This is a genomic window from Streptomyces davaonensis JCM 4913, from assembly GCF_000349325.1.
In the GTDB taxonomy this organism is placed as follows: Bacteria; Actinomycetota; Actinomycetes; order Streptomycetales; family Streptomycetaceae; genus Streptomyces; species Streptomyces davaonensis.
Genome location: NC_020504.1, coordinates 5066462 through 5087560, shown reverse-complemented (window position 1 = coordinate 5087560; position 21099 = coordinate 5066462). Strand labels below are relative to the sequence as shown.

Annotated in this window: 19 protein-coding genes; 10 read left to right on the top strand and 9 right to left on the bottom strand. The window is 68.1% G+C overall.

Annotated elements, in window-relative coordinates:
- Positions 1-18 precede the first annotated feature (18 nt).
- On the top strand, positions 19-471 hold the full coding sequence (locus tag BN159_RS22405; RefSeq protein WP_015659283.1) for a GNAT family N-acetyltransferase: 453 nt from the start codon (positions 19-21) through the stop codon (positions 469-471).
- Positions 472-537: 66 nt separating this feature from the next.
- On the opposite strand, the gene BN159_RS22400 is transcribed toward BN159_RS22405, so the two are convergent.
- Complete coding sequence (locus BN159_RS22400; RefSeq protein ID WP_015659282.1) at positions 538-1923, bottom strand: serine hydrolase domain-containing protein; 1386 nt, start codon at positions 1921-1923, stop codon at positions 538-540.
- Between the two features lie 207 nt (positions 1924-2130).
- Between BN159_RS22400 and BN159_RS22395 the strand changes: the two genes are divergently transcribed.
- A complete protein-coding gene (locus BN159_RS22395; RefSeq protein ID WP_015659281.1) occupies positions 2131-2697 on the top strand; it encodes a dihydrofolate reductase family protein in 567 nt (188 codons plus the stop codon).
- A gap of 30 nt (positions 2698-2727) precedes the next feature.
- Here the strand turns inward: BN159_RS22395 and dnaB are convergent, their stop codons facing one another.
- A complete protein-coding gene (gene dnaB, locus BN159_RS22390) occupies positions 2728-4206 on the bottom strand; it encodes a replicative DNA helicase (RefSeq protein WP_015659280.1) in 1479 nt (492 codons plus the stop codon).
- Between the two features lie 459 nt (positions 4207-4665).
- On the opposite strand from dnaB, the gene BN159_RS22385 reads away from it, so the two are divergent.
- Positions 4666-6003, top strand: coding sequence for an MATE family efflux transporter (locus BN159_RS22385; RefSeq protein ID WP_015659279.1), 1338 nt, complete (start codon positions 4666-4668; stop codon positions 6001-6003).
- Between the two features lie 172 nt (positions 6004-6175).
- On the opposite strand, the gene rplI is transcribed toward BN159_RS22385, so the two are convergent.
- The 4 genes from rplI to rpsF all read right to left on the bottom strand — a co-directional run bounded on the left by rplI (position 6176) and on the right by rpsF (position 7890).
- Positions 6176-6622 (bottom strand): 50S ribosomal protein L9, encoded by a 447-nt coding sequence (gene rplI / locus BN159_RS22380; protein WP_015659278.1) that lies wholly within the window; start codon positions 6620-6622, stop codon positions 6176-6178.
- A gap of 18 nt (positions 6623-6640) precedes the next feature.
- Positions 6641-6877 carry a 30S ribosomal protein S18 gene (gene rpsR / locus BN159_RS22375; protein ID WP_003949403.1) on the bottom strand — a complete coding sequence of 79 codons (237 nt, stop codon included), beginning with the start codon at positions 6875-6877 and terminating at the stop codon, positions 6641-6643.
- Positions 6878-6934: 57 nt separating this feature from the next.
- Entirely contained in the window at positions 6935-7522 is a 588-nt protein-coding gene (locus tag BN159_RS22370) for a single-stranded DNA-binding protein (RefSeq protein WP_015659277.1), read from the bottom strand.
- 77 nt (positions 7523-7599) lie between these two features.
- A complete protein-coding gene (gene rpsF / locus BN159_RS22365; RefSeq protein ID WP_005482942.1) occupies positions 7600-7890 on the bottom strand; it encodes a 30S ribosomal protein S6 in 291 nt (96 codons plus the stop codon).
- A 265-nt stretch (positions 7891-8155) separates the two neighbouring features.
- Here rpsF and BN159_RS22360 point away from each other — a divergent pair, with 265 nt between their 5' ends.
- From BN159_RS22360 to BN159_RS22350, 3 genes are all read left to right on the top strand, one after another.
- Positions 8156-8470, top strand: coding sequence for a hypothetical protein (locus BN159_RS22360; RefSeq protein WP_015659276.1), 315 nt, complete (start codon positions 8156-8158; stop codon positions 8468-8470).
- 190 nt (positions 8471-8660) lie between these two features.
- Positions 8661-9782: a peptidoglycan bridge formation glycyltransferase FemX gene (femX, locus tag BN159_RS22355; RefSeq protein WP_015659275.1), complete on the top strand. Its 1122-nt coding sequence runs from the start codon at positions 8661-8663 to the stop codon at positions 9780-9782.
- A gap of 83 nt (positions 9783-9865) precedes the next feature.
- The gene (locus BN159_RS22350; protein ID WP_015659274.1) at positions 9866-10897 is read left to right on the top strand and encodes an alanine racemase; all 1032 of its coding nucleotides are present in this window, start codon (positions 9866-9868) and stop codon (positions 10895-10897) included.
- A 100-nt stretch (positions 10898-10997) separates the two neighbouring features.
- Here the strand turns inward: BN159_RS22350 and BN159_RS22345 are convergent, their stop codons facing one another.
- Together BN159_RS22345 and BN159_RS22340 are read right to left on the bottom strand one after the other, a co-directional pair.
- On the bottom strand, positions 10998-12506 hold the full coding sequence (locus BN159_RS22345; protein ID WP_078598856.1) for a glycosyltransferase family 87 protein: 1509 nt from the start codon (positions 12504-12506) through the stop codon (positions 10998-11000).
- Between the two features lie 145 nt (positions 12507-12651).
- Complete coding sequence (locus BN159_RS22340; RefSeq protein ID WP_015659272.1) at positions 12652-15348, bottom strand: transglycosylase domain-containing protein; 2697 nt, start codon at positions 15346-15348, stop codon at positions 12652-12654.
- Positions 15349-15703: 355 nt separating this feature from the next.
- Here BN159_RS22340 and BN159_RS22335 point away from each other — a divergent pair, with 355 nt between their 5' ends.
- The 4 genes from BN159_RS22335 to BN159_RS22320 all read left to right on the top strand — a co-directional run bounded on the left by BN159_RS22335 (position 15704) and on the right by BN159_RS22320 (position 19463).
- Positions 15704-16387, top strand: a complete 684-nt coding sequence (locus tag BN159_RS22335) for a PadR family transcriptional regulator (protein WP_015659271.1) — start codon at positions 15704-15706, stop codon at positions 16385-16387.
- Between the two features lie 44 nt (positions 16388-16431).
- On the top strand, positions 16432-17514 hold the full coding sequence (locus BN159_RS22330; protein ID WP_015659270.1) for an inositol-3-phosphate synthase: 1083 nt from the start codon (positions 16432-16434) through the stop codon (positions 17512-17514).
- A gap of 88 nt (positions 17515-17602) precedes the next feature.
- On the top strand, positions 17603-18865 hold the full coding sequence (locus BN159_RS22325; protein WP_015659269.1) for an MFS transporter: 1263 nt from the start codon (positions 17603-17605) through the stop codon (positions 18863-18865).
- A 127-nt stretch (positions 18866-18992) separates the two neighbouring features.
- The gene (locus BN159_RS22320; RefSeq protein ID WP_015659268.1) at positions 18993-19463 is read left to right on the top strand and encodes an LppU/SCO3897 family protein; all 471 of its coding nucleotides are present in this window, start codon (positions 18993-18995) and stop codon (positions 19461-19463) included.
- A gap of 102 nt (positions 19464-19565) precedes the next feature.
- On the opposite strand, the gene BN159_RS22315 is transcribed toward BN159_RS22320, so the two are convergent.
- Positions 19566-21011 carry a CCA tRNA nucleotidyltransferase gene (locus tag BN159_RS22315; RefSeq protein WP_015659267.1) on the bottom strand — a complete coding sequence of 482 codons (1446 nt, stop codon included), beginning with the start codon at positions 21009-21011 and terminating at the stop codon, positions 19566-19568.
- Positions 21012-21099: the final 88 nt, after the last annotated feature.

Genomic DNA, 21099 nt, shown 5'->3' with positions numbered 1-21099 from the left:
CCGCATAAGGTGGGCGCCATGGGAGATCTTGAGATACGCCCCGCCACCGCGGACGACGTTCCGGCGATCGTCGCGATGCTCGCCGACGACCCGCTGGGCGCCCAGCGCGAGTCACCGGACGACCTGACCCCCTATCTGGCGGCCCTGGAGCGCCTGAGCCGCGATCCCCACCAGTTCCCGGTGGTGGCCGAGCGGGACGGGAGGGTCGTCGGAACCCTCCAGCTCACGATCATCCCCGGGCTCTCCCGCAAGGGTGCGACCCGCTCGATCATCGAGGCCGTCCGGATCCACGCCGACGAGCGGGGCAGCGGCCTGGGAACGCGGTTCATCGAGTGGGCGGTCGAGGAGTCCCGCCGCCAGGGCTGCGCTGTGGTCCAGCTGACCTCCGACACCTCCCGCACCGACGCCCACCGCTTCTACGAGCGACTCGGGTTCACGGCCTCGCATGTGGGCTTCAAGCTCGCGCTGTGAGAAGGCGACGTCCCGTTGGCGGGGTCCTGTTTCACGTGAAACAGGACCCCGCCTCGCCGGTGACCGCTACCTGATCCCCCGCCACCCCTCCGCATCCACTCCACCCGGCACCGGAGCCCCCTCGTCGTACGGCTGACGCGTGAACACGAACGATCCGAGGTCCAGATGGCTCACGCCCCCGTCAGGGCGCCGTACGGCCCGCAGAGGCTCCCCGGCGTAGTAGCCCTCCAGGCCGGTCCAGGTGCCGTCGCCATTGGCCCGAAACCGTGAGCGACGGCCCTTGCCGGACAGCGGCTCCAGCGAGACGAGCCCGTCGGCCGTCACCCTCAGCGCGAAGGCATGCGTCCCCCAGTACCACTGCCCCGCCAACTCCAGTACGCCCGGATCGACTTCGGCCATCGGACGCCAGGGTTCCGGGATTCGCGGCTCCGCCTCGGCCACGATGCGCACCAGGTCGGCGGCGACCAGTGAGAGCAGCGGCCCCGAGGTGCAGTTGGCGAGCACCACCGCGGCGACGTCGTCGCTCTCGCTGAAGAACAGGCTCGCCAGGAAACCCGGCAACGAGCCCGAGTGCCCCGCGAGCAGTCGGCCGTCCCGGTGCTGGATCTGCATGCCGAGCCCGTACGCGGCACCGTCGGCGACATCCGCGGCCTCGCCCGGCGCGGCCGGCGTCCGCATCTCCCGTACGCTCTCCGCGCTCAGCACCCGGTCGTCCCCCCGCATCAGGAAGTCCGCGAACCGCGCCAAGTCGGCTGTGGTGGACCACAGTTGACCGGCCGGAGCCATCCGCCCGAGATCCTCGGCCGGCTCCGGCAGCATCGCGTCCGCCCACGGATGCACCGCCCAGCCCCCCGCGTGCGGTGCCCGCGGTCCCCCGCTGGTACGGCTCAGACCCAGAGGCTCGAGCACTTCCCGTCGCAGCACGTCCTCCCAGGGCTCTCCGCGCAGCTTCTCCACGAGCGCGCCCAGCAGGGTGTAGCCGGGGTTGGAGTAATGGTGGCGCCTGCCGACGGGATGCAGGAGCGGCTGTTCGCCCAGCACATCGGAGAGTTCGGCCCGCAGGGATCCGGGCGTCCGCTCCCACCAGGGCCCGGGCGACTCGGCGGCCAGTCCCGCGGTGTGGGCGAGGAGTTCGGCGACGGTGGCCTCCCCCGCACCTGTGCCGGGCAGATGCTTCTCCAACGGGTCCCCCAGATCGAGCAGCCCCTCGTCCCGCAGCCGCAGCACCAGAACGGCCGTAAAGGTCTTGGTGATCGAGCCGATCCGGTACTGCACGTTCTCGTCCGGCACCTCCCCGTCCACACAGCTCCGGGCCCCGTGCCACACCGCCCGCCCGTCCCGTACGACCGCCGCGACCAGCGAAGGCGCACGTCCCTCGGACTGGGCCACGGCGATCCGGTGCAGCAACGCCCGCCGGGTGCCGGGCAGCAACTCTTCCTGAAGTGTCGTCATTCCCCCAGTCCACCCCGTGGGGCCGGTGGGAGTCGAGCGCATAACCCGCGAGAGCGAGGTCGAGATCAGGCGGCTTGCCCGGGCCGGCCGAGTGCACCACGCTGAGCCCCGAGAACGAGGACTGCCGGCAAGCCCGGTCGCGCACCGATGAGTTTCCCGCGCCACGCTGGTCTGTACGCCGGACACCCGAGGACGGAAGGCTGGGCCATGCGGAAACTGATCTACGGCATGAACCTGACCCTGGACGGCTACATCGCCGCGGCCGGCGACGACATCGGCTGGAGCGGACTGCCGAGCGACGAGCTGTTCCAGTTCTGGCTCGACCACGAGCTGGCGAGTGGCCTGTCCCTGTACGGGCGCAAGCTGTGGGAGGCGATGAGCTCCTACTGGCCGACCGGCGACCAGCAGCCCAATGCCACCCCCGCGCAGATCGAGTTCGCGCGGAACTGGCGGGACACGCCGAAGGTGGTGTTCTCCTCGACCATCGACAAGGTCGACTGGAACACCCGCCTGGTCACCGGCGACGCGATCGCCGAGATCACCCGGCTCAAGGCCGAGGACGGCGAGCCGATGACCATCGGCGGCGCAACGCTCGCCGGTGCGGCCATGCGCGCCGGGCTGATCGACGAGTACGTGATCGCCACCCATCCGGTCCTGGTGGGCGGCGGCACGCCGTTCTTCTCCGCGCTGGACAGCTGGGTGAAGCTGAACCTGGTCGAGACGCGGACAATTCCCTGCGGCGTGATCCTTACCAGGTACGAGACGAGGCGCTGAGCGACAGCACCCACGCGCTCATGGGGTGGATCAGGTCTGCGCCATGTCGACGAAGCGCGAGTAGTGGCCCTGGAAGGCGACCGTGATCGTCGCCGTCGGGCCGTTACGGTGCTTGCCCACGATGATGTCCGCCTCGCCCGCTCGCGGCGACTCCTTCTCGTAGGCGTCCTCGCGGTGCAGCAGGATCACCATGTCGGCGTCCTGCTCGATGGAGCCGGACTCACGCAGGTCGGACACCATCGGCTTCTTGTCCGTGCGCTGCTCGGGACCACGGTTCAGCTGCGAGAGCGCGATCACCGGGACCTCCAGCTCCTTGGCGAGCAGCTTGAGGTTACGGGACATGTCCGAGACCTCCTGCTGACGGCTCTCGGACCGCTTGGAACCACCGGACTGCATCAGCTGGAGATAGTCGATGATCACCAGCTTGATGTCGTTGCGCTGCTTCAGCCGACGGCACTTCGCGCGGATCTCCATCATCGACAGGTTCGGGGAGTCGTCGATGTAGAGCGGTGCGGCGGAGACCTCGGGCATCCGGCGCGCGAGGCGGGTCCAGTCCTCGTCCGTCATGGTGCCGGAGCGCATGTGGTGCAGGGCGACCCTGGCCTCGGCGGACAGCAAACGCATCGCGATCTCGTTGCGCCCCATTTCGAGGGAGAAGATGACGCTGGCCAGGTTGTGCTTGATCGACGCCGCCCGCGCGAAGTCCAGCGCGAGCGTGGACTTGCCCATGGCGGGGCGAGCCGCGATGACGATCATCTGGCCCGGGTGCAGGCCGTTGGTGAGGGAGTCGAGGTCCGTGAACCCGGTGGGCACACCGGTCATCTCACCGGTGCGGGAGCCGATCGCCTCAATCTCGTCGAGCGCGCCCTCCATGATGTCGCCGAGCGGCAGATAGTCCTCGCTGGTTCGCTGCTCGGTGACCGCGTAGATCTCGGCCTGGGCCCGGTTGACGATCTCGTCGACGTCGTCGTCGGCCGCGTATCCCATCTGCGTGATTCGCGTGCCCGCCTCGACCAGCCGGCGCAGGACCGCCCGCTCGTGGACGATCTCCGCGTAGTACTCGGCGTTCGCCGCCGTCGGGACCGTCTGGACCAGGGTGTGCAGATACGATGCGCCGCCGACCTTGTTGATCTCACCGCGCTTGGTCAGCTCGGCGGCGATGGTGATCGGGTCGGCCGGCTCGCCCTTGGCGTAGACGTCGAGGATCGCCTGGAAGATCGTCTCGTGCGCGGGCTTGTAGAAGTCATGGCCCTTGAGGACCTCGACCACGTCCGCGATGGCGTCCTTGGAGAGCAGCATGCCGCCCAGGACGGACTGCTCGGCGTCGAGGTCCTGGGGCGGCACCCGCTCGAAGGCGGAACCGCCGCCGTCCCACTCGCCGTTCTCCCGGCCGCGGTCGTGCTGTTCGTCGCGGCCCCGGCCGCCGTCACCGCGGCGGCGGGAGGCAGGCAGACGATCACTGGGCCCACTGTCGGCCCACGGGTCGTCCAAGGGCTCGGAAATGCTCACCGAGCCACCTCCTCCCGTCCGCCGAGCGGACCTCGCCGTGCCCCTCATTTCTACGGCACGCCACTGACAAATAAGAGGCCCAACTCCGGTTCTGGCGCGTCGGTTTTGTGTCGTTTTCTCGACCGACGGACGGAGCGGGCGCCGGACTACGGTAGGCCCGCGGGCACCGTCAGCCAATCTGGTTATCCACAGGCCATGTGGACGACGGCCCGGATGCTGTGGAGAACTCCGCAAAACCTGTGCACGACTCGGTGGACAGCCCTGTGAACAAGCCGACTCGATTTCCAAGAGACCATCGCTGACCTGCTGGTTTCCCATCCACCGGCTGTGCAGAAGAAAAACTTGCCCAGTCGGCTCAAGATCACTTCGAACGATGCGCGAAAGGACACACCCTGAGAGGAGAGGTAAGGGTCACTATTCAATTGCATCTCTTACCTGTGGACGATTAGATTAGTGCTCATGACACAGGCCCCCGCGACCCCCAAGGCCACCCGCCGCCGGCACGATCGAGAGATCATCGCGCTGGCCGTCCCGGCCTTCGGCGCATTGGTCGCCGAGCCCCTGTTCGTCATCGTCGACAGCGCGATCATCGGCCATCTCGGCACCGCCCAGCTCGCCGGACTCGGCGTCGCCTCCGCGCTGCTGATGACCGCCGTGAGCGTTTTCGTCTTCCTCGCCTACGCCACCACCGCCGCCGTCGCCCGCCGGGTCGGCGCGGACGACCTCCCGGCCGCCATCCGCCAGGGCATGGACGGCATCTGGCTGGCCCTCATCCTCGGGGTCGCCGTCATCGCGGCCGTCCTGCCCACGGCACCGTTCCTCGTGGACCTCTTCGGCGCCTCCGACACCGCGGCCCCGTACGCGACGACCTACCTCCGGATCTCCGCTCTCGGCATACCGGCCATGCTCGTGGTCCTCGCCGCGACCGGAGTCCTTCGCGGACTCCAGGACACCCGGACCCCGCTCTATGTCGCCGTCGCGGGCTTCCTCGCCAACGCCGTTCTCAACGCCGCCCTCGTCTACGGCGCCGACCTCGGCATCGCGGGCTCCGCCTGGGGTACCGTCCTCGCCCAGTGCGGCATGGCCGCGGCCTACCTCGTGGTCGTCGTCCGAGGAGCCCACCTACACGGCGCCTCGCTGCGCCCCGACGCCGCGGGGATCAGGGCCTCTGCCCAGGCCGGCGTCCCGCTGCTCGTCCGCACGCTCTCGCTGAGGGCGATTCTGATGATCGCCACCGCCGTCGCGGCCCGTCTGGGCGACGCCGATATCGCCGCCCACCAGATCATCCTCTCCCTGTGGAGCCTGCTGGCCTTCGCACTGGACGCCATCGCCATCGCGGGACAGGCCATCATCGGCCGCTATCTGGGCGCCGACGACACCGAAGGCGCCCGCCAGGCGTGCCGTCGCATGGTCGAGTGGGGCGTCGCGGTCGGAGTCGTGCTCGGCGTCCTGGTCGTGCTCTCCAGGCCGCTGTTCCTGCCCCTGTTCACCACCGACGCCGGCGTCAAGGACGCCGCCCTGCCCGCTCTGGTGATCGTGGCTCTCTCCCAGCCGATCGCAGGTGTCGTCTTCACCCTGGACGGAGTCCTCATGGGCGCCGGCGACGGCCCCTATCTCGCTTGGGCGATGATCCTCACCTTGGCAGTCTTCGCTCCGGTCGCCCTGCTCATCCCGACGCTGGGCGGTGGACTGACCGCCCTGTGGGCCGCCATGACGCTGATGATGACCGTGCGGCTGCTGACCCTGTGGCTGCGCGCCCGCTCGGGCCGCTGGCTGGTGACGGGCGCGACCCGCTGACGGTTTCACGTGAAACGTGCGAGGGACCGGAAGCTGACGCAGTGGAAACCGCTGTTTCACGTGAAACAGCGACCGCAAGACAGCGGACCTGAAACTGCGGACCTGAAACAGCAGAAGGAGCCGCACCCCATGGGTACGGCTCCTTCTCAGCTCTTCAAGCCGAGCGCAGCGATCAGGCCGCGACGACCTCGATGTTGACCTTGGCGGCAACCTCGGGGTGCAGACGCACGGACGTCTCGTGGCCGCCCAGGGTCTTGATCGGAGCGGTCAGCTCGATACGACGCTTGTCGACCTCGGGGCCACCGGAAGCCTTGATCGCCGAAGCGATGTCGGCCGGGGTGACGGAACCGAAGAGACGACCGGAGTCGCCGGAGCGAACGGCCAGACGGACCTTGACGCCCTCGAGCTGGGCCTTCACAGCGTTGGCCTGCTCGATGGTCTGGATCTCGTGGATCTTGCGAGCACGACGGATCTGCTCGACGTCCTTCTCGCCACCCTTGGTCCAACGGATCGCGAAGTTCCGCGGGATCAGGTAGTTGCGAGCGTAACCGTCCTTGACGTCGACGACGTCGCCCGCGGCACCGAGGCCGGAGACCTCGTGGGTGAGGATGATCTTCATGTGTCGGTCACCCTTCCCTTATCGCGCGGTGGAGGTGTAGGGCAGCAGCGCCATCTCACGGCTGTTCTTCACGGCCGTGGCGACGTCACGCTGGTGCTGGGTGCAGTTGCCGGTCACGCGGCGGGCACGGATCTTGCCGCGGTCGGAAATGAACTTCCGCAGCATGTTCGTGTCCTTGTAGTCCACGTACGTGACCTTGTCCTTGCAGAAAGCGCAGACCTTCTTCTTCGGCTTGCGCACAGGCGGCTTCGCCATGATGTTTCTCCTGTGTGATCAAGAAGTTGGGATACGACCCGCCTTCGACCCGAAGGTCTAGAAGGGGGGCTCGTCCGAGTAGCCGCCACCGCCGCCGGAGTTTCCACCCCAGCCACCGCCGCCGCCCTGCTGGCCACCGGCGGGAGCGCCGGTCGCCCACGGGTCGTCGGCGGGAGCGCCGCCGCCCTGCTGACCGCCACCGGGGCCACCGCCCCAGCCGCCGCCACCCTGGCCGCCGCCCTGCTGACCGCCGCCGAAGCCACCGCCCTGGCCGCCTCGGCCGGCGGTCTTGGTGACCTTGGCCGTGGCATTGCGCAGGCTGGCGCCGACTTCCTCGACGTCCAGTTCGTAGACCGTGCGCTTGACGCCCTCACGGTCCTCGTAGGACCGCTGCTTCAGTCGGCCCTGCACGATGACGCGCATGCCTCGCTGGAGCGACTCCGCGACGTTCTCCGCCGCCTGACGCCAGACCGAGCAGGTCAGAAAGAGGCTTTCGCCGTCCTTCCACTCATTGGTCTGACGGTCGAAGGTGCGGGGAGTGGACGCGACACGGAACTTCGCGACCGCCGCACCGGAGGGGGTGAAGCGCAGCTCGGGGTCGTCGACAAGATTGCCGACGACCGTGATGACGGTCTCGCCTGCCATGGGGGAACCTCTCGGCGGGTTTGCTGCTGGCTGCTTGTGCTGCTACTCGAATCCCGAGATCAACTGAGCGGGAGAGCTCAGTGGGTCTCGGGGCGGAGGACCTTGGTCCGGAGGACCGACTCGTTCAGGTTCATCTGGCGGTCGAGCTCCTTGACGACCGCAGGCTCGGCCTGAAGGTCGATGACCGAGTAGATGCCCTCGGGCTTCTTCTTGATCTCGTACGAGAGACGACGACGGCCCCAGGTGTCGACCTTCTCCACCTTGCCGTTGCCCTCACGGACGACGGAGAGGAAGTTCTCGATCAGGGGGGCGACAGCGCGCTCCTCCAGATCGGGGTCGAGGATGACCATCACCTCGTAGTGACGCATGTGGAACCCACCTCCTTTGGACTCAGCGGCCACGGTCGTTCCGTGGCAGGAGGGTTGTGATGCGTACGCAACGGTATCGGCCACCACTGACAATCGGGGCCCCTCTCGGAAACCCCTGGTCGTGACGTAGGCAGACACCGGTGCAGACGGTACAGACTACCTGCACACCCGCTTCCGGTTGAAATCCGCTCGTGAGCGCAGACAATCTGTACACATCGGGTGTGTATGGCGCTACGATGCGCCGCCTTCCGCAGGAGGTGCCCAAATGGCACAGACAATGCGACCCAACACCGTCGGAGGCCTCTTCGCCACGGACGGAAAGCCCCACCCTCTCCAGGACACCCTGCTCGCGGTGACCCTGGTGCTGGGCATCACGTCTTTCGTCACGGCGATGTTCCACGACCTGCATCTGCTCAGCTCCTGGACCGGCCTGGTGGGGATCGCCACCGGTGCCTACGGCCAGTGGGTCTCGGAGACGACGCGGGAGCGCTTCGGCCTGATCCTGGGCCTGGGCGCGTCGGCCGTCGGCTTCTTCCTGGGCATGGCGCACGGCGGCCTCTTCGGCGGGGTCGTCGGCTGACGCCATGAACACCGTCCCCGGACACCCCTGAGGACGCCTCCAACACCACCACGCAGCGCCCCGGCGGCCCACAGGCCGGGGCGTAGCTTCCGTACACCCAATCGGGCCGCGCGCGAGGCGCAGTAGGCTTCGGCGCGAGAGCCGGAGCCCCTGAACCCATGGGGACACCCCAGCCCGAGGAGCCCCCCGAATGAGCCTGACCCTGAGGACGATCAGTCGCGAGCAGCATCTGGCCTACATCCAGAGCCTGCCGGCGGCGAGCCACATGCAGGTTCCGGCCTGGGCAGACGTCAAGGCGGAGTGGCGCTCCGAGAACCTCGGGTGGTTCGACGACCGGACCGGCGAGATGGTCGGCGCGGGCCTGGTCCTGTACCGGCAGCTGCCGAAGATCAAGCGCTACCTCGCCTATCTGCCCGAGGGCCCGGTCATCAATTGGTTCGCGCCAAATCTGACGGACTGGCTGGAACCGATGCTCGCGCACCTGAAGCAGCAGGGCGCCTTCTCCGTGAAGATGGGCCCGCCGGTGATCATCCGGCGCTGGGAGGCGGGCTCCATCAAGGCCGGTATCCAGAACCCCGATGTGAAGCGGCTGCGTGACATCGAGGCCGACTTCATCGAGCCCCGCGCCTTCGAGGTCGCCGACAAGCTGCGCCGTATGGGCTGGCAGCAGGGCGAGGACGGCGGCGCCGGATTCGGCGACGTCCAGCCGCGCTACGTCTACCAGGTGCCGCTGGCCAACCGCTCCCTGGAAGAGGTCCACAAGAACTTCAACCAGCTGTGGCGCCGCAACATCAAGAAGGCCGAGAAGGCCGGCGTCGAGGTCGTCCAGGGCGGCTACCACGACCTTGAGGAATGGCAGCGGCTGTATGAGATCACGGCGGTGCGCGACCACTTCCGGCCCCGCCCGCTGGGCTACTTCCAGCGCATGTGGACGGCCCTCAACACCGAGGACCCCAACCGCATGCGGCTGTACTTCGCCCGCCACAACGGCGTGAACCTGTCCGCGGCGACCATGCTGATCGTCGGCGGCCACGTCTGGTACTCCTACGGCGCCTCCGACAACATCGGCCGTGAGGTCCGGCCCTCGAACGCGATGCAGTGGCGGATGCTGCGCGACGCCTACGCGCTCGGCGCGACCGTCTACGACCTGCGCGGCATCTCCGACTCGCTGGACGAGTCCGACCACCTCTTCGGCCTGATCCAGTTCAAGGTGGGCACGGGCGGCCAGGCCGCCGAGTACCTCGGCGAGTGGGACTTCCCGCTGAACAAGCTGCTCCACAAGGCGCTCGACATCTACATGTCGCGCCGCTGAGCCCCGGGTATGTGCTTCGGTACCTTCGACAGCATCCATACCTCTGATACACCGCAGCCATCAGAAAGGTTCCAGGTCCGGCCATGGCGCTCACGCTCTACGTCGACACCGCGCGCTGGCGGGCGCATCACAAGCACGTCCAGGAGCAGTTCCCGGGCCTGGTCCCGGTCTGCAAGGGCAACGGCTACGGCTTCGGGCACGAGCGGCTGGCGGAGGAAGCCACCCGACTCGGTTCGGACGTTCTCGCCGTGGGCACGACGTACGAGGCCGCGCGCATCAAGGACTGGTTCGGCGGCGACCTGCTGGTGCTGACGCCGTACCGGCGCGGCGAGGAGCCGGTGCCGCTGCCCGACCGGGTCATCCGCTCGGTGTCCTCCATCGACGGCGTGTACGGCCTCGTGGGCGCCCGGGTGGTCATCGAGGTGATGTCCTCGATGAAGCGGCACGGCGTGAGCGAGCAGGAACTGGCGCAGTTGCACGCCGCCATAGAGAACGTCCGGCTGGAGGGCTTCGCCATCCACCTGCCGCTGGACCGCACCGACGGCTCGGACGCCGTCGAGGAGGTCATCGGCTGGATGGACCGGCTGCGCGCGGCCCGGCTGCCGCTGCACACGATGTTCGTCAGCCACCTCAAGGCCGAGGAACTCGCCCGTCTCCAGCAGCAGTTCCCGCAGACCCGCTTCCGCGCCCGTATCGGCACCCGGCTGTGGCTGGGCGACCACGACGCCACGCAGTACAGCGGCGCGGTCCTGGACGTCACCCGCGTCGCCAAGGGCGACCGCTTCGGTTACCGGCAGCAGAAGGCCGCCTCCGACGGCTTCCTGGTCGTCGTGGCGGGCGGCACCTCGCACGGCGTGGGCCTGGAGGCCCCGAAGGCCCTGCACGGTGTCATGCCACGCGCCAAGGGCGTCGCCCGCGCCGGTCTCGCCACAGTCAACCGGAACCTTTCGCCGTTCGTCTGGGGCGGCAAGCAGCGCTGGTTCGCCGAGCCGCCGCACATGCAGGTCTCCATCCTGTTCGTTCCCTCGGACGCGCCGGAGCCGAAGGTCGGCGACGAGCTCGTGGCCCATCTGCGCCACACCACCACGCAGTTCGACCGCATCGTCGATCGCTGAGCCCGCCGTCATCGATCGCTGAGCCCGCCTCGGCGGCCCAACACGAAGGCCGTGCACGGGATTTCCCGCGCACGGCCTTTGCCGTTCCGAGGGTGTTCGCTCAGAGCGAACGCCTGTCCGGCTCCGGACCGCCCCACTCCACCTGCGGCCCGTCGAAGTGCGCCGCGTGCTTGGGCGGATGGGCCGCGGCGCCGAGCACGAAGACGTCCGGCGCCCCGTCGAGCACACCGCCCGACGGATCGTCGTCACCCGCCCGGCGAACCGGGTCCCGCTCGGGCATGAGGATGTCGCGGACGATCATGGCGCACAGGTAGAGCGTGCCCAGCAGATGCACGCCGATCGCCCAGTGGTAGCCGTCGGTCGGCAGCCCCTTGTGAGCGTCCCCGCTGGTCGTGTACGCGAGGTACATCCAGATCCCCAGGAAGTACGCCACCTCGCAGGCCTGCCAGATCAGGAAGTCCCGCCACTTCGGGCGGGCCAGCGCGGCCAGCGGGACCAGCCAGAGCACGTACTGCGGCGAGTAGACCTTGTTGGTGAGGATGAACGCCGCCACGATCAGGAACGCGAGTTGGGCGAAGCGCGGCCGGCGCGGGGCCGTCAGCGTGAGCGCGGCGACGCCGACACAGCACAGCAGCATCAGCAGCGTGGCCAGCGTGTTGACGGTCTCGGTGCTGAGCGGGTCACTGGAGTTCTGCGCCATGATCAGCCAGAAGGACCCGAAGTCGACGCCCCGTTCCTGGCTGAACGTGTAGAACTTCGACCAGCCGTCGAAGGCCAGCAGCATCACCGGGCCGTTCACGACCACCCAGGCAACCGCCGTACCGCCCAGCGCCTTGCCGAAGTCCCGCCATTTGCCCGCGCGCCAGCACAGCACGAGCAGCGCGCCCAGCAGCAGGACGGGGTAGAGCTTGGCGGCCGTGGCGAGCCCCAGGAGGACGCCGAAGGCGAGCGGGCGGCCCCGCGACCACATGAGCATCGCGGCGGCCGTCAGCGCGACGGCCAGCAGGTCCCAGTTGATGGTCGCGGTGAGCGCGAAGGCCGGTGCCAGCGCGACCAGCAGGCCGTCCCAGGGGCGCCGGGCGTGCGTGCGCGTCACACAGACGGCGATGACGGCCGCGCAGGCCATCAGCATCCCCGCGTTGACCATCCAGTACCACTGCTCCTGGTGCTGGATGCTGCCACTGCCCGGTGTGAGCCAGGAGGCGACCTCCATGAAGACACCCGTGAGCACCGGGTACTCCAGGTACTCCATGTCGCCGGAGAGCCTGTCGAAGTACGGCACGAGGCCGTCGGCGAACCCGCGCCCCTGGTACAGGTGCGGGATGTCGGAGTAGCAGGCATGCGTGTACTGCGAGCTGGCGCCGAAGAACCAGTCGCCGTTGTAACAGGGCGCCTTCTGGACCAGGCCGAGGGCGAACATGCCGATCGCCACGAGCGCGATGACCCGCACCGGCGTCCACCACGACGTCCCCAGCAGGGCCCGCCGTCCGAGAGGACCGCCGATCAGCTCACTGCCGCTGCGGGCCACCTCGTCGTCCTTGGTCGGCCGCACCGGGTCCGGCTCGCGCACGCTCGATTGCGTCGTCTCTGCACTGGGCATGGGGCACATCCTGCCGTACAAGCCTGGGGATACGCCGAGGGCCGCCGCACCTGGTCGGTGCGACGGCCCATGTTTCACGTGAAACACCCGCGCCGGGCGATATGGCGTCCAACCGGACGCCCACCGGATTCCCGGCCGGTCGGGTCAGCCAGGGTTAGCCGGTCGACTCCGTGCCTCCGAAGAGGCCTCCATTGCCGTTGCCATTGCCATTGCTGGTATCGCTGGTGTCCGTGGGCGTGGGCGATGTGGTCACGCCCCCGTCCGTACCGCCGGTGTCGGTACCGCCGGTGGTGTCCTCGCAGCCGAAGAAGTCACACTCCGGCTCGGACTGCGTGGGCTTGGGATTGGGCTTGGTCCTGGTCGGCGTCGGGGTCGGCGTCGGGCTGGTCTCCTCGGTCTCGCTGGCCGTGGGAGTCGGCGTCGGGGAGGGGACGTCGTTGATGACCTCGCCGATGGGCTCCGGGACCGGGAAGCTCTTCGCCGGCTCTCCTTTCAGCGCCTGCTCCATGTAGTCGTGCCAGATCTCGGACGGGAACGAGGCACCGTGGATCGACGTCTGGTCACCCGTGCCGTACATCTCCAGGAACTTACGGTTCTTGACGGTCTCGTCATCGGGGTACCGGAACATGCTGATCGCGGTCGACAGCTGCGGGGTGTACCCGACGAACCAGGCCGACTTGTTGCCGTCGGTCGTACCGGTCTTGCCGGCCACCTCACGACCCGTGAGCTGGGCGTTGGTACCCGTGCCCTTCTCGACCACGGTCTTCAGCACGTCGGTGACGTTGTCGGCCACCTGAGCGGTGAAGGCCTGCTCCGTCTCGTCCTCGTGCTTGTAGATCGTGCCGTCCTTGCTCTTCACCTCGGTGACGGAGTACGGATCACGCTGCTTGCCGCTGGCCGCGAAGGTGGCGTACGAGCCCGCCATACGGATCGCACTGGGCTCGGAGATGCCGATGGAGAAGGACGGGAAGGTGGTGCCGGTCAGGCTGTCCTCCAGGATGCCCGCGTCGGTGGCGGCCTCCTTCACCTTGTCCAGGCCGACGTCCATGCCGAGCTGCACGAACGCGGAGTTCGCCGAGAACTGCATCGCGGTGCGCAGGTCGACCTGATAGTTCGGCGCTTTACCGAGCGACTCGTCGCCGTCGTTGGCCTGGAGCCACTCCTTGCCCTTGTCGTCCTGCCAGACGGTGCCGTCGTAGTTCTTGATCTTGAGGTCGTTCTTGCCGCTGTACAGGCTCTTCGGGGACACCTTGGTCCGCTCGTCCTGCGCCTGCGTCTCGCCGAGCTCGGGATCCCGGACGCCCCACTTCATGGCGGCCGCGAGAACGAACGGCTTGAACGTCGAACCGACCTGGGCGCCGGTCACATCGGCGTTGTTGGTGAAGTGCTTGGTCGCGTCCGTACCGCCGTAGATCGCCCTGATGGCCCCCGTCTCCGGGTCCACCGAAGCACCGCCGAACTGGACGTGCTTGTCCGTCTTCGGGCGCTTCTTGGGGTCGATGTTCTCCTTCTCGACCTTCTTGACCGCGGCTTCGAGCGCCTTGACCTTCTTTTTGTCGAAGGTCGTGTAGATCGAGTAGCCGCCCCGCTGGAGATCCTCCGCGGTGATGTTCGTGTTGTTGATGACGTTCGCCTTGGCGAGGTCCACGAGATAGCCGACCTGACCGCTCAGCGCGGTGTTGGCGCGGGGGTTCTGGGTCGCGGGAAGCTCCTGGAACTTCTCCCGGTCGGTGGGGCTGAGGTGGCCGTACTCGACCATCTTGTCCAGGGTGTCCTGCATCTGGATCTTGGCCCGACGCTTGTTGGCATCCGCGGTCGCGGCCGGGTCGATGGAGGTCGCACCCGCCGGGTCGTAGTAGGTGGCGCCCTTGAGCATGGCGGCGAGGAAGGCGCACTGCCCGGTGCTCAGGTCGATCGAGTCCTTGTTGAAGTACGCCCGCGAGGCTGCCTGGATGCCGTAAGCGCCGCGGCCGTAGTACGCGGAGTTCAGGTAACCGGCCATGATGTCGTCCTTGGAGACCTTGGTGCCCACCTTGATCGACACGAAGATCTCTTGGAACTTGCGGGAGAGCGTCTGGGACTGGTCGTCCAGCATCGCGTTCTTGACGTACTGCTGGGTGATCGTGGAGCCACCCTGCGTCTCGCCGCCCCGGGCCATGTTGAACACGGCGCGGGCGATGCCCTTGGGGTCGATGCCGCTGTCGGTGTAGAAGGTCTTGTTCTCCTGCGAGATCACCGCGTTGCGCATGTCCTCGGGGATCTGGTCGAGGTTCACGATCTGGCGATTGATCTCGCCACCCGTGGCGACCATCTCGGTGCCGTCGGACCAGTAGAAGACGTTGTTCTGCGCCTCGGCGGTGTCGGCCACGATGGGGATGCCCACCATCGCGTAGCCGATGCCCGCGATGGCCACCAGGCCGCCCAGGAAGCTGAGGAACAGCCCGGACACGAGCTTCCAGGACGGCACCCAGCGGCGCAGGCCGTCCCGGCCCGCACGCGGGTAGTCGATGAACCGCTTCTTCGCGGGAACCGCGGCCCTGCCTCGGCCCCGGCCGGGACCGTTCGGCCCTCCCGGACCGCGCCGGCCCGGCTCGGGCGCTCTGCGCCGCCCGCCCCCTGCCGCCCTCTGGGCCGCACGGCGGGCTTCGGCGCGACCGCCGGGCAGCCGGTCCTCACCACCCCGGCCGTACGAATCCGCCCCATGGGAGCTCGTCCCATAGGCGTCGGCGGGTGACCCGGTGGCGCCTCGCGGTGCCGCGCGGCGGCCGGAGGACGGGCCGGGCTGGCCGCGTCGGGCCGCGGCACGTCCGCCTCCCTGCGGCTGCGGCGGTTTGCGACGGTGCTCGCTCATGGAACGACTACTCCTCGGGCAGGCGCACCCGTGTGACGCGCCTGGAAACGGCGGCAAGTTTCCGGTCCCCCCGAAGTACGGATGCGGTCGGTTCCGCATTCACCCGTACTGCACCGAGGACGACGACGCCCCCACGCGTCGCTTGGTTCCCGGTGGTGTGCATGGCGCACAGACTACGCACCGCCAAAACCCGCCGAGCCCTGAACTTCACCCCAAATCGGGCAACTCGCATCCCATGAATCAGTGATGTGATCCCGTTCACCATCCTCCCTCTTGTCGCATGCGGAAGGCCGTTCTATCGTCTTGATGTATCGAGTCGATACATCAGCGCGAGATAAGGCGAGGAGGCGAGAGGATGAGCCGGCGTTCCGGGATCCTTGAGTTCGCCGTACTCGGCCTGCTCCGCGAGTCCCCGATGCACGGCTATGAGCTGCGCAAACGACTCAATACGTCACTGGGAGTGTTCCGTGCGTTCAGCTACGGCACGCTCTACCCCTGCCTCAAGACGCTGGTCGCCAACGGCTGGTTGATCGAAGAGCCGGGGAACGCCCCCGAGGACGCCCTCGCAGCGTCCCTCGCCGGCCGCCGCGCCAAGATCGTCTACCGGTTGACGGCGGAAGGTAAGGAGCACTTCGAGGACCTGCTCTCCCAGACCGGGCCCGACGCGTACGAGGACGAGCACTTCGCCGCCCGGTTCGCCTTCTTCGGGCAGACCTCGCGCGATGTCCGCATGCGCGTGCTGGAGGGCCGGCGCAGCCGCTTGGAGGAGCGGCTGGAGAAGATGCGCGCCTCGCTGGCGCGCACCCGGGAGCGCCTCGACGACTACACGCTTGAGCTCCAGCGCCACGGGATGGAGTCCGTGGAGCGCGAAGTGCGCTGGCTGAACGAGCTCATCGAGAGCGAGCGGGCCGGGAGGGACCTCAAGGGGTCCGCCACCGGGGGACCCGCTCAGCAGGACACCACATCTGGAGCGACGGGCGGTCTGCCCCGTCCCGGGGACGACCCCGGGACGGATTCGCCCGACGACACCGCCACGTGAGAGCCCACTTGGGGCCTCACTCGTACACACAGGGAGCAACCGGAATGGGTTCGGTTCGCGTAGCCATCGTTGGCGTGGGCAACTGCGCCGCGTCGCTGGTGCAGGGCGTCGAGTACTACAAGGACGCCGACCCGGCGTCCAAGGTCCCGGGCCTGATGCACGTGCAGTTCGGCGACTACCACGTCGGTGACGTGGAGTTCGTCGCGGCCTTCGACGTCGACGCGAAGAAGGTCGGCCTCGACCTCGCGGACGCCATCGGCGCCTCCGAGAACAACACCATCAAGATCTGCGACGTGCCGAACTCCGGCGTGACCGTCCAGCGCGGCCACACCCTCGACGGTCTCGGCAAGTACTACCGCCAGACCATCGAGGAGTCCGCCGAGGAGCCGGTCGACGTCGTCCAGATCCTCAAGGACAAGCAGGTCGACGTTCTCGTCTGCTACCTGCCCGTCGGCTCCGAGGACGCGGCGAAGTTCTACGCCCAGTGCGCCATCGACGCCAAGGTCGCCTTCGTCAACGCCCTCCCGGTCTTCATCGCCGGCACCAAGGAGTGGGCGGACAAGTTCACCGAGGCGGGCGTCCCGATCGTCGGTGACGACATCAAGTCGCAGGTCGGCGCCACCATCACGCACCGCGTCATGGCGAAGCTGTTCGAGGACCGTGGCGTGCGCCTGGAGCGCACGATGCAGCTGAACGTCGGCGGCAACATGGACTTCAAGAACATGCTCGAGCGTGACCGCCTCGAGTCCAAGAAGATCTCCAAGACGCAGGCCGTCACCTCGCAGATCCCCGACCGGGACCTCGGCGAGAAGAACGTCCACATCGGCCCGTCCGACTACGTGGCGTGGCTCGACGACCGCAAGTGGGCCTACGTCCGCCTGGAGGGTCGCGCGTTCGGTGACGTCCCGCTGAACCTGGAGTACAAGCTCGAGGTCTGGGACTCCCCGAACTCCGCGGGTGTCATCATCGACGCCCTGCGCGCTGCGAAGATCGCCAAGGACCGCGGCATCGGCGGCCCGATCCTGTCGGCTTCCTCGTACTTCATGAAGTCCCCGCCGGTGCAGTACTTCGACGACGAGGCCTTCGAGAACGTCGAGAAGTTCATCAAGGGCGAGGTCGAGCGCTAAGCGCCACGCAAGTCTGCTCCTGCCAGAGCCGAGAAGGGTCCCCGGGTCGTACGGCCCGGGGGCCTTCCCGTATGTGAGGCTGAGCCCCATGTCCGTCGCCCGCGACCTGCGTGTCCTGCTGCGCTTCGGTAACTTCAGGCGTCTGCTCGCGCTCCGGCTGCTCTCCCAGGGCGCCGACGGCGTCTATCAGGTCGCGCTCGCCACCTACGTCGTCTTCTCCCCCGAGAAGCAGACCTCGGCCGCCGCGATCGCCTCCGCGATGGCGGTCCTGCTCCTGCCGTACTCCCTCGTCGGCCCCTTCGCCGGAGTCCTCCTGGACCGCTGGGAACGCCGCCAGGTCTTCCTCTACGGCAGCCTGCTGCGCGCCCTGTTGGCGGCGGCGACGGCGGTGCTGATCCTCAGCCCCACCCCGGACTGGCTGTTCTACGTCTCCGCCCTGTGCGTCACCGCCGTCAACCGCTTCATCCTCTCCGGCCTGTCCGCCGCCCTTCCTCGCGTGGTCGACGAGGAACGTCTGGTGATGGCCAACTCCCTGTCCCCGACGGCCGGCACGCTCGCCGCGACCGTGGGCGGCGGTCTCGCCTTCGTCGTACGGCTGCTGGTGTCGGACTCCGACGCGGCCGTCGTGCTGGTCGGCGCGGCCTTGTATCTGTGCGCCGCGCTGGCGTCCCTGCGCATGTCACGGGATCTGCTGGGCCCCGACCAGGAGTTGGTGCGGCCCGGGCTGCGTGCGGCGATCTCCGGTACCGCGCGCGACCTGGTGGCGGGAGTACGCCATGTGGCCGCCCCGCCACGCCGGGAGGCGGCCTGGGCGCTCGGCGCGATGACCCTGATGCGCTTCTGCTACGGCGCCCTGCTGGTCATGCTGCTGATGCTGTGCCGGTACACCTTCTCCACCACGACGGACGACGGACTGGCGCTGCTGGGGCTGGCGTTGGCCATCTCCGGTGCGGGCTTCTTCGCTGCGGCCGTGCTGACCCCCTGGGCGGCGCAGCGGCTCGGCCCCGGCCGCTGGATCGTGGTGTGCGCCGCGACCGCGGCTGTCCTGGAACCCGCGCTGGGACTGCCGTTCGCCACCGTGCCCATGCTCGCCGCGGCGTTCGTCCTCGGGTTGACCACCCAGGGCGCGAAGATCGCCACGGACACCATCGTCCAGTCCTCGGTGGAAGACGGCTACCGCGGCCGCGTCTTCTCCCTCTACGACGTCCTGTTCAACGTCGCCTTCGTCGGCGCGGCCGGAGTCGCCGCCCTGATGCTGCCTCCTGACGGCCGTTCGGCGCCGCTGGTGGTAACAGTCGCCGTTATCTACGGAGCGGTTGCTGTAGCTATGGCCCGCTTTGAGCGCCGATAAGTGTCACATCAGTGCCACAGAGCCCCTCCTGACTTCTGGTGTGTCAGTGGGGCCCGATAACTTACGTGGGTCTTACGCGCGCACCGCTCGCGTCACCCACCCATGTTCTTTCTAGGGGGACCCCCAAGTGTCCACTCCGCCCCAGGGCCAGAACCCGTTCGCTCAGCAGGGCCAGAACCCGTACGCCCAGCCTCAGGGCCAGGCTCCGCAGCAGCCCGGCTTCCCGCAGCAGGGCGCTGCCCCGTACGCCCCGGTCCCGCCGACCCCTCCGGCCCGGCGCTTCAACAAGAAGGTCCTGCGCATCGCGGGCTTCATCGTCGTCGCGATCCTCATAGCCGGCGGCAAGTGGTTCTTCGGGCAAAGCGATGCAGAGACCACGTCCGTGGGCAACTGCCTGCACAACGAGGGGACGCAGACCAGCCCGGACCTCAAGACGGTCGACTGCTCGTCCAGTGACGCCGAGTTCGAGGTGGTCGGCAAGTTCGACGACACCAGCGACACCGACAAGTGCAACGCGGTCAAGGAGACCGAGGTGGCGTACTACCAGACGGGCGACAGCAGCCACGAGGTGGTCCTCTGCCTGAAGGAAGTCAAGTAGCAGTCGCAGTAACGCGGAGGGGGCGGTGTTTCACGTGAAACACCGCCCCTCTCGTATGCCCAGGGTCATGTTTCACGTGAAACATGACCCCGTTTCGCATCCTCAGCTCTCCTGCTCGGCCCACCACTCCTTGAGGGCCGTCACCGCCGCGTCGTGTTCCATCGGGCCGTGCTCCAGGCGGAGTTCCAGCATGTGTTTGTAGGCACGACCGACGACAGGCCCGGGGCTGACGCCGAGGATCTGCATGATGTCGTTGCCGTCGAGGTCGGGGCGGATGGAGTCCAGCTCCTCCTGCTCCTGGAGCTGGGCGATGCGCTCCTCCAGGCCGTCGTAGGCCCGGGAGAGGGCGGCCGCCTTGCGCTTGTTGCGGGTCGTGCAGTCGGAGCGGGTCAGCTTGTGCAGCCGGTCGAGCAGCGGGCCCGCGTCGCGGACGTAGCGGCGGACCGCGGAGTCCGTCCACTCGCCGGTGCCGTAGCCGTGGAAGCGCAGGTGGAGTTCGACGAGGCGTGAGACGTCCTTCACGAGCTCGTTGGAGTACTTGAGCGCCGTCATGCGCTTCTTCGTCATCTTCGCGCCGACCACCTCGTGGTGGTGGAACGAGACCCGCCCGTCCTTCTCGAAGCGCCGGGTGCGCGGCTTGCCGATGTCGTGCAGCAGCGCGGCCAGCCGAAGCGTCAGGTCGGGCCCGTACTCCTCCAGCGCCATCGCCTGCTCCAGGACGATCAGCGTGTGCTCGTAGACGTCCTTGTGCCGGTGGTGCTCGTCACTCTCCAGCCGCAGGGCCGGCAGCTCGGGCAGCACCCGCTCACCGAGACCGGTGTCGACGAGCAGCGTCAGGCCCTTGCGGGGGTTGCCGGAAAGGATCAGCTTGTTCAGCTCGCCCTGCACCCGCTCCGCCGAGACGATCTCGATCCGCGCCGCCATCTCCGTCATGGCCGCCACCACCTCGGGGGCCACCTCGAAGTCCAGCTGAGCCGCGAACCGCGCCGCACGCATCATCCGCAGGGGGTCGTCCGAGAAGGACTCCTCAGGAGTGCCAGGAGTGCGCAGCACCCGCTCCGCGAGGTCCTCAAGACCGCCGTGCGGGTCGATGAACTCCTTCTCCGGCAGCGCGACGGCCATCGCGTTCACCGTGAAGTCCCGACGGACCAGATCCTCCTCGATGGAGTCGCCGTACGACACCTCCGGCTTGCGCGAGGTGCGGTCGTACGCCTCCGACCGGTAGGTGGTCACCTCGATCTGGTAGCCGTCCTTCTGCGCGCCGACCGTGCCGAAGGCGATCCCGACCTCCCAGACGGCGTCCGCCCACGGGCGCACGATCTTCAGCACGTCCTCGGGGCGGGCGTCGGTCGTGAAGTCCAGGTCGCTGCCGAGCCGGCCGAGCAACGCGTCCCGGACCGACCCGCCGACCAGGGCGAGTGAGAACCCGGCCTCCTGGAAACGGCGGGCGAGGTCATCGGCGACCGGCGCGACCCGCAGCAGTTCACTCACCGCGCGATGCTGCACCTGGCTCAGGACACTGAGGTTGTCTTCGTTGGCGTTCGGCACAACAAAAGAGGGTACGTGGCCGGAACGGCCCCCAGCGCCTCCATTAAATGCACACAGATCCAGTCTCCTTTATACGGGCACATACAGG

What these genes read in the sequence shown, in the direction of transcription:
- BN159_RS22340 (WP_015659272.1), bottom strand. Translation starts at nt 15,348, where the DNA reads ATGAGCGAGCACCGTCGCAAACCGCCGCAGCCGCAGGGAGGCGGACGT.
- BN159_RS22405 (WP_015659283.1), top strand. Translation starts at nt 19, where the DNA reads ATGGGAGATCTTGAGATACGCCCCGCCACCGCGGACGACGTTCCGGCG.
- BN159_RS22350 (WP_015659274.1), top strand. Translation starts at nt 9,866, where the DNA reads ATGGCGCTCACGCTCTACGTCGACACCGCGCGCTGGCGGGCGCATCAC.
- rplI (WP_015659278.1), bottom strand. Translation starts at nt 6,622, where the DNA reads ATGAAGATCATCCTCACCCACGAGGTCTCCGGCCTCGGTGCCGCGGGC.
- BN159_RS22360 (WP_015659276.1), top strand. Translation starts at nt 8,156, where the DNA reads ATGGCACAGACAATGCGACCCAACACCGTCGGAGGCCTCTTCGCCACG.
- BN159_RS22370 (WP_015659277.1), bottom strand. Translation starts at nt 7,522, where the DNA reads ATGGCAGGCGAGACCGTCATCACGGTCGTCGGCAATCTTGTCGACGAC.
- BN159_RS22400 (WP_015659282.1), bottom strand. Translation starts at nt 1,923, where the DNA reads ATGACGACACTTCAGGAAGAGTTGCTGCCCGGCACCCGGCGGGCGTTG.
- BN159_RS22345 (WP_078598856.1), bottom strand. Translation starts at nt 12,506, where the DNA reads ATGTGCCCCATGCCCAGTGCAGAGACGACGCAATCGAGCGTGCGCGAG.
- rpsF (WP_005482942.1), bottom strand. Translation starts at nt 7,890, where the DNA reads ATGCGTCACTACGAGGTGATGGTCATCCTCGACCCCGATCTGGAGGAG.
- BN159_RS22385 (WP_015659279.1), top strand. Translation starts at nt 4,666, where the DNA reads ATGACACAGGCCCCCGCGACCCCCAAGGCCACCCGCCGCCGGCACGAT.
- BN159_RS22395 (WP_015659281.1), top strand. Translation starts at nt 2,131, where the DNA reads ATGCGGAAACTGATCTACGGCATGAACCTGACCCTGGACGGCTACATC.
- BN159_RS22325 (WP_015659269.1), top strand. Translation starts at nt 17,603, where the DNA reads ATGTCCGTCGCCCGCGACCTGCGTGTCCTGCTGCGCTTCGGTAACTTC.
- BN159_RS22330 (WP_015659270.1), top strand. Translation starts at nt 16,432, where the DNA reads ATGGGTTCGGTTCGCGTAGCCATCGTTGGCGTGGGCAACTGCGCCGCG.
- femX (WP_015659275.1), top strand. Translation starts at nt 8,661, where the DNA reads ATGAGCCTGACCCTGAGGACGATCAGTCGCGAGCAGCATCTGGCCTAC.
- BN159_RS22335 (WP_015659271.1), top strand. Translation starts at nt 15,704, where the DNA reads ATGAGCCGGCGTTCCGGGATCCTTGAGTTCGCCGTACTCGGCCTGCTC.
- rpsR (WP_003949403.1), bottom strand. Translation starts at nt 6,877, where the DNA reads ATGGCGAAGCCGCCTGTGCGCAAGCCGAAGAAGAAGGTCTGCGCTTTC.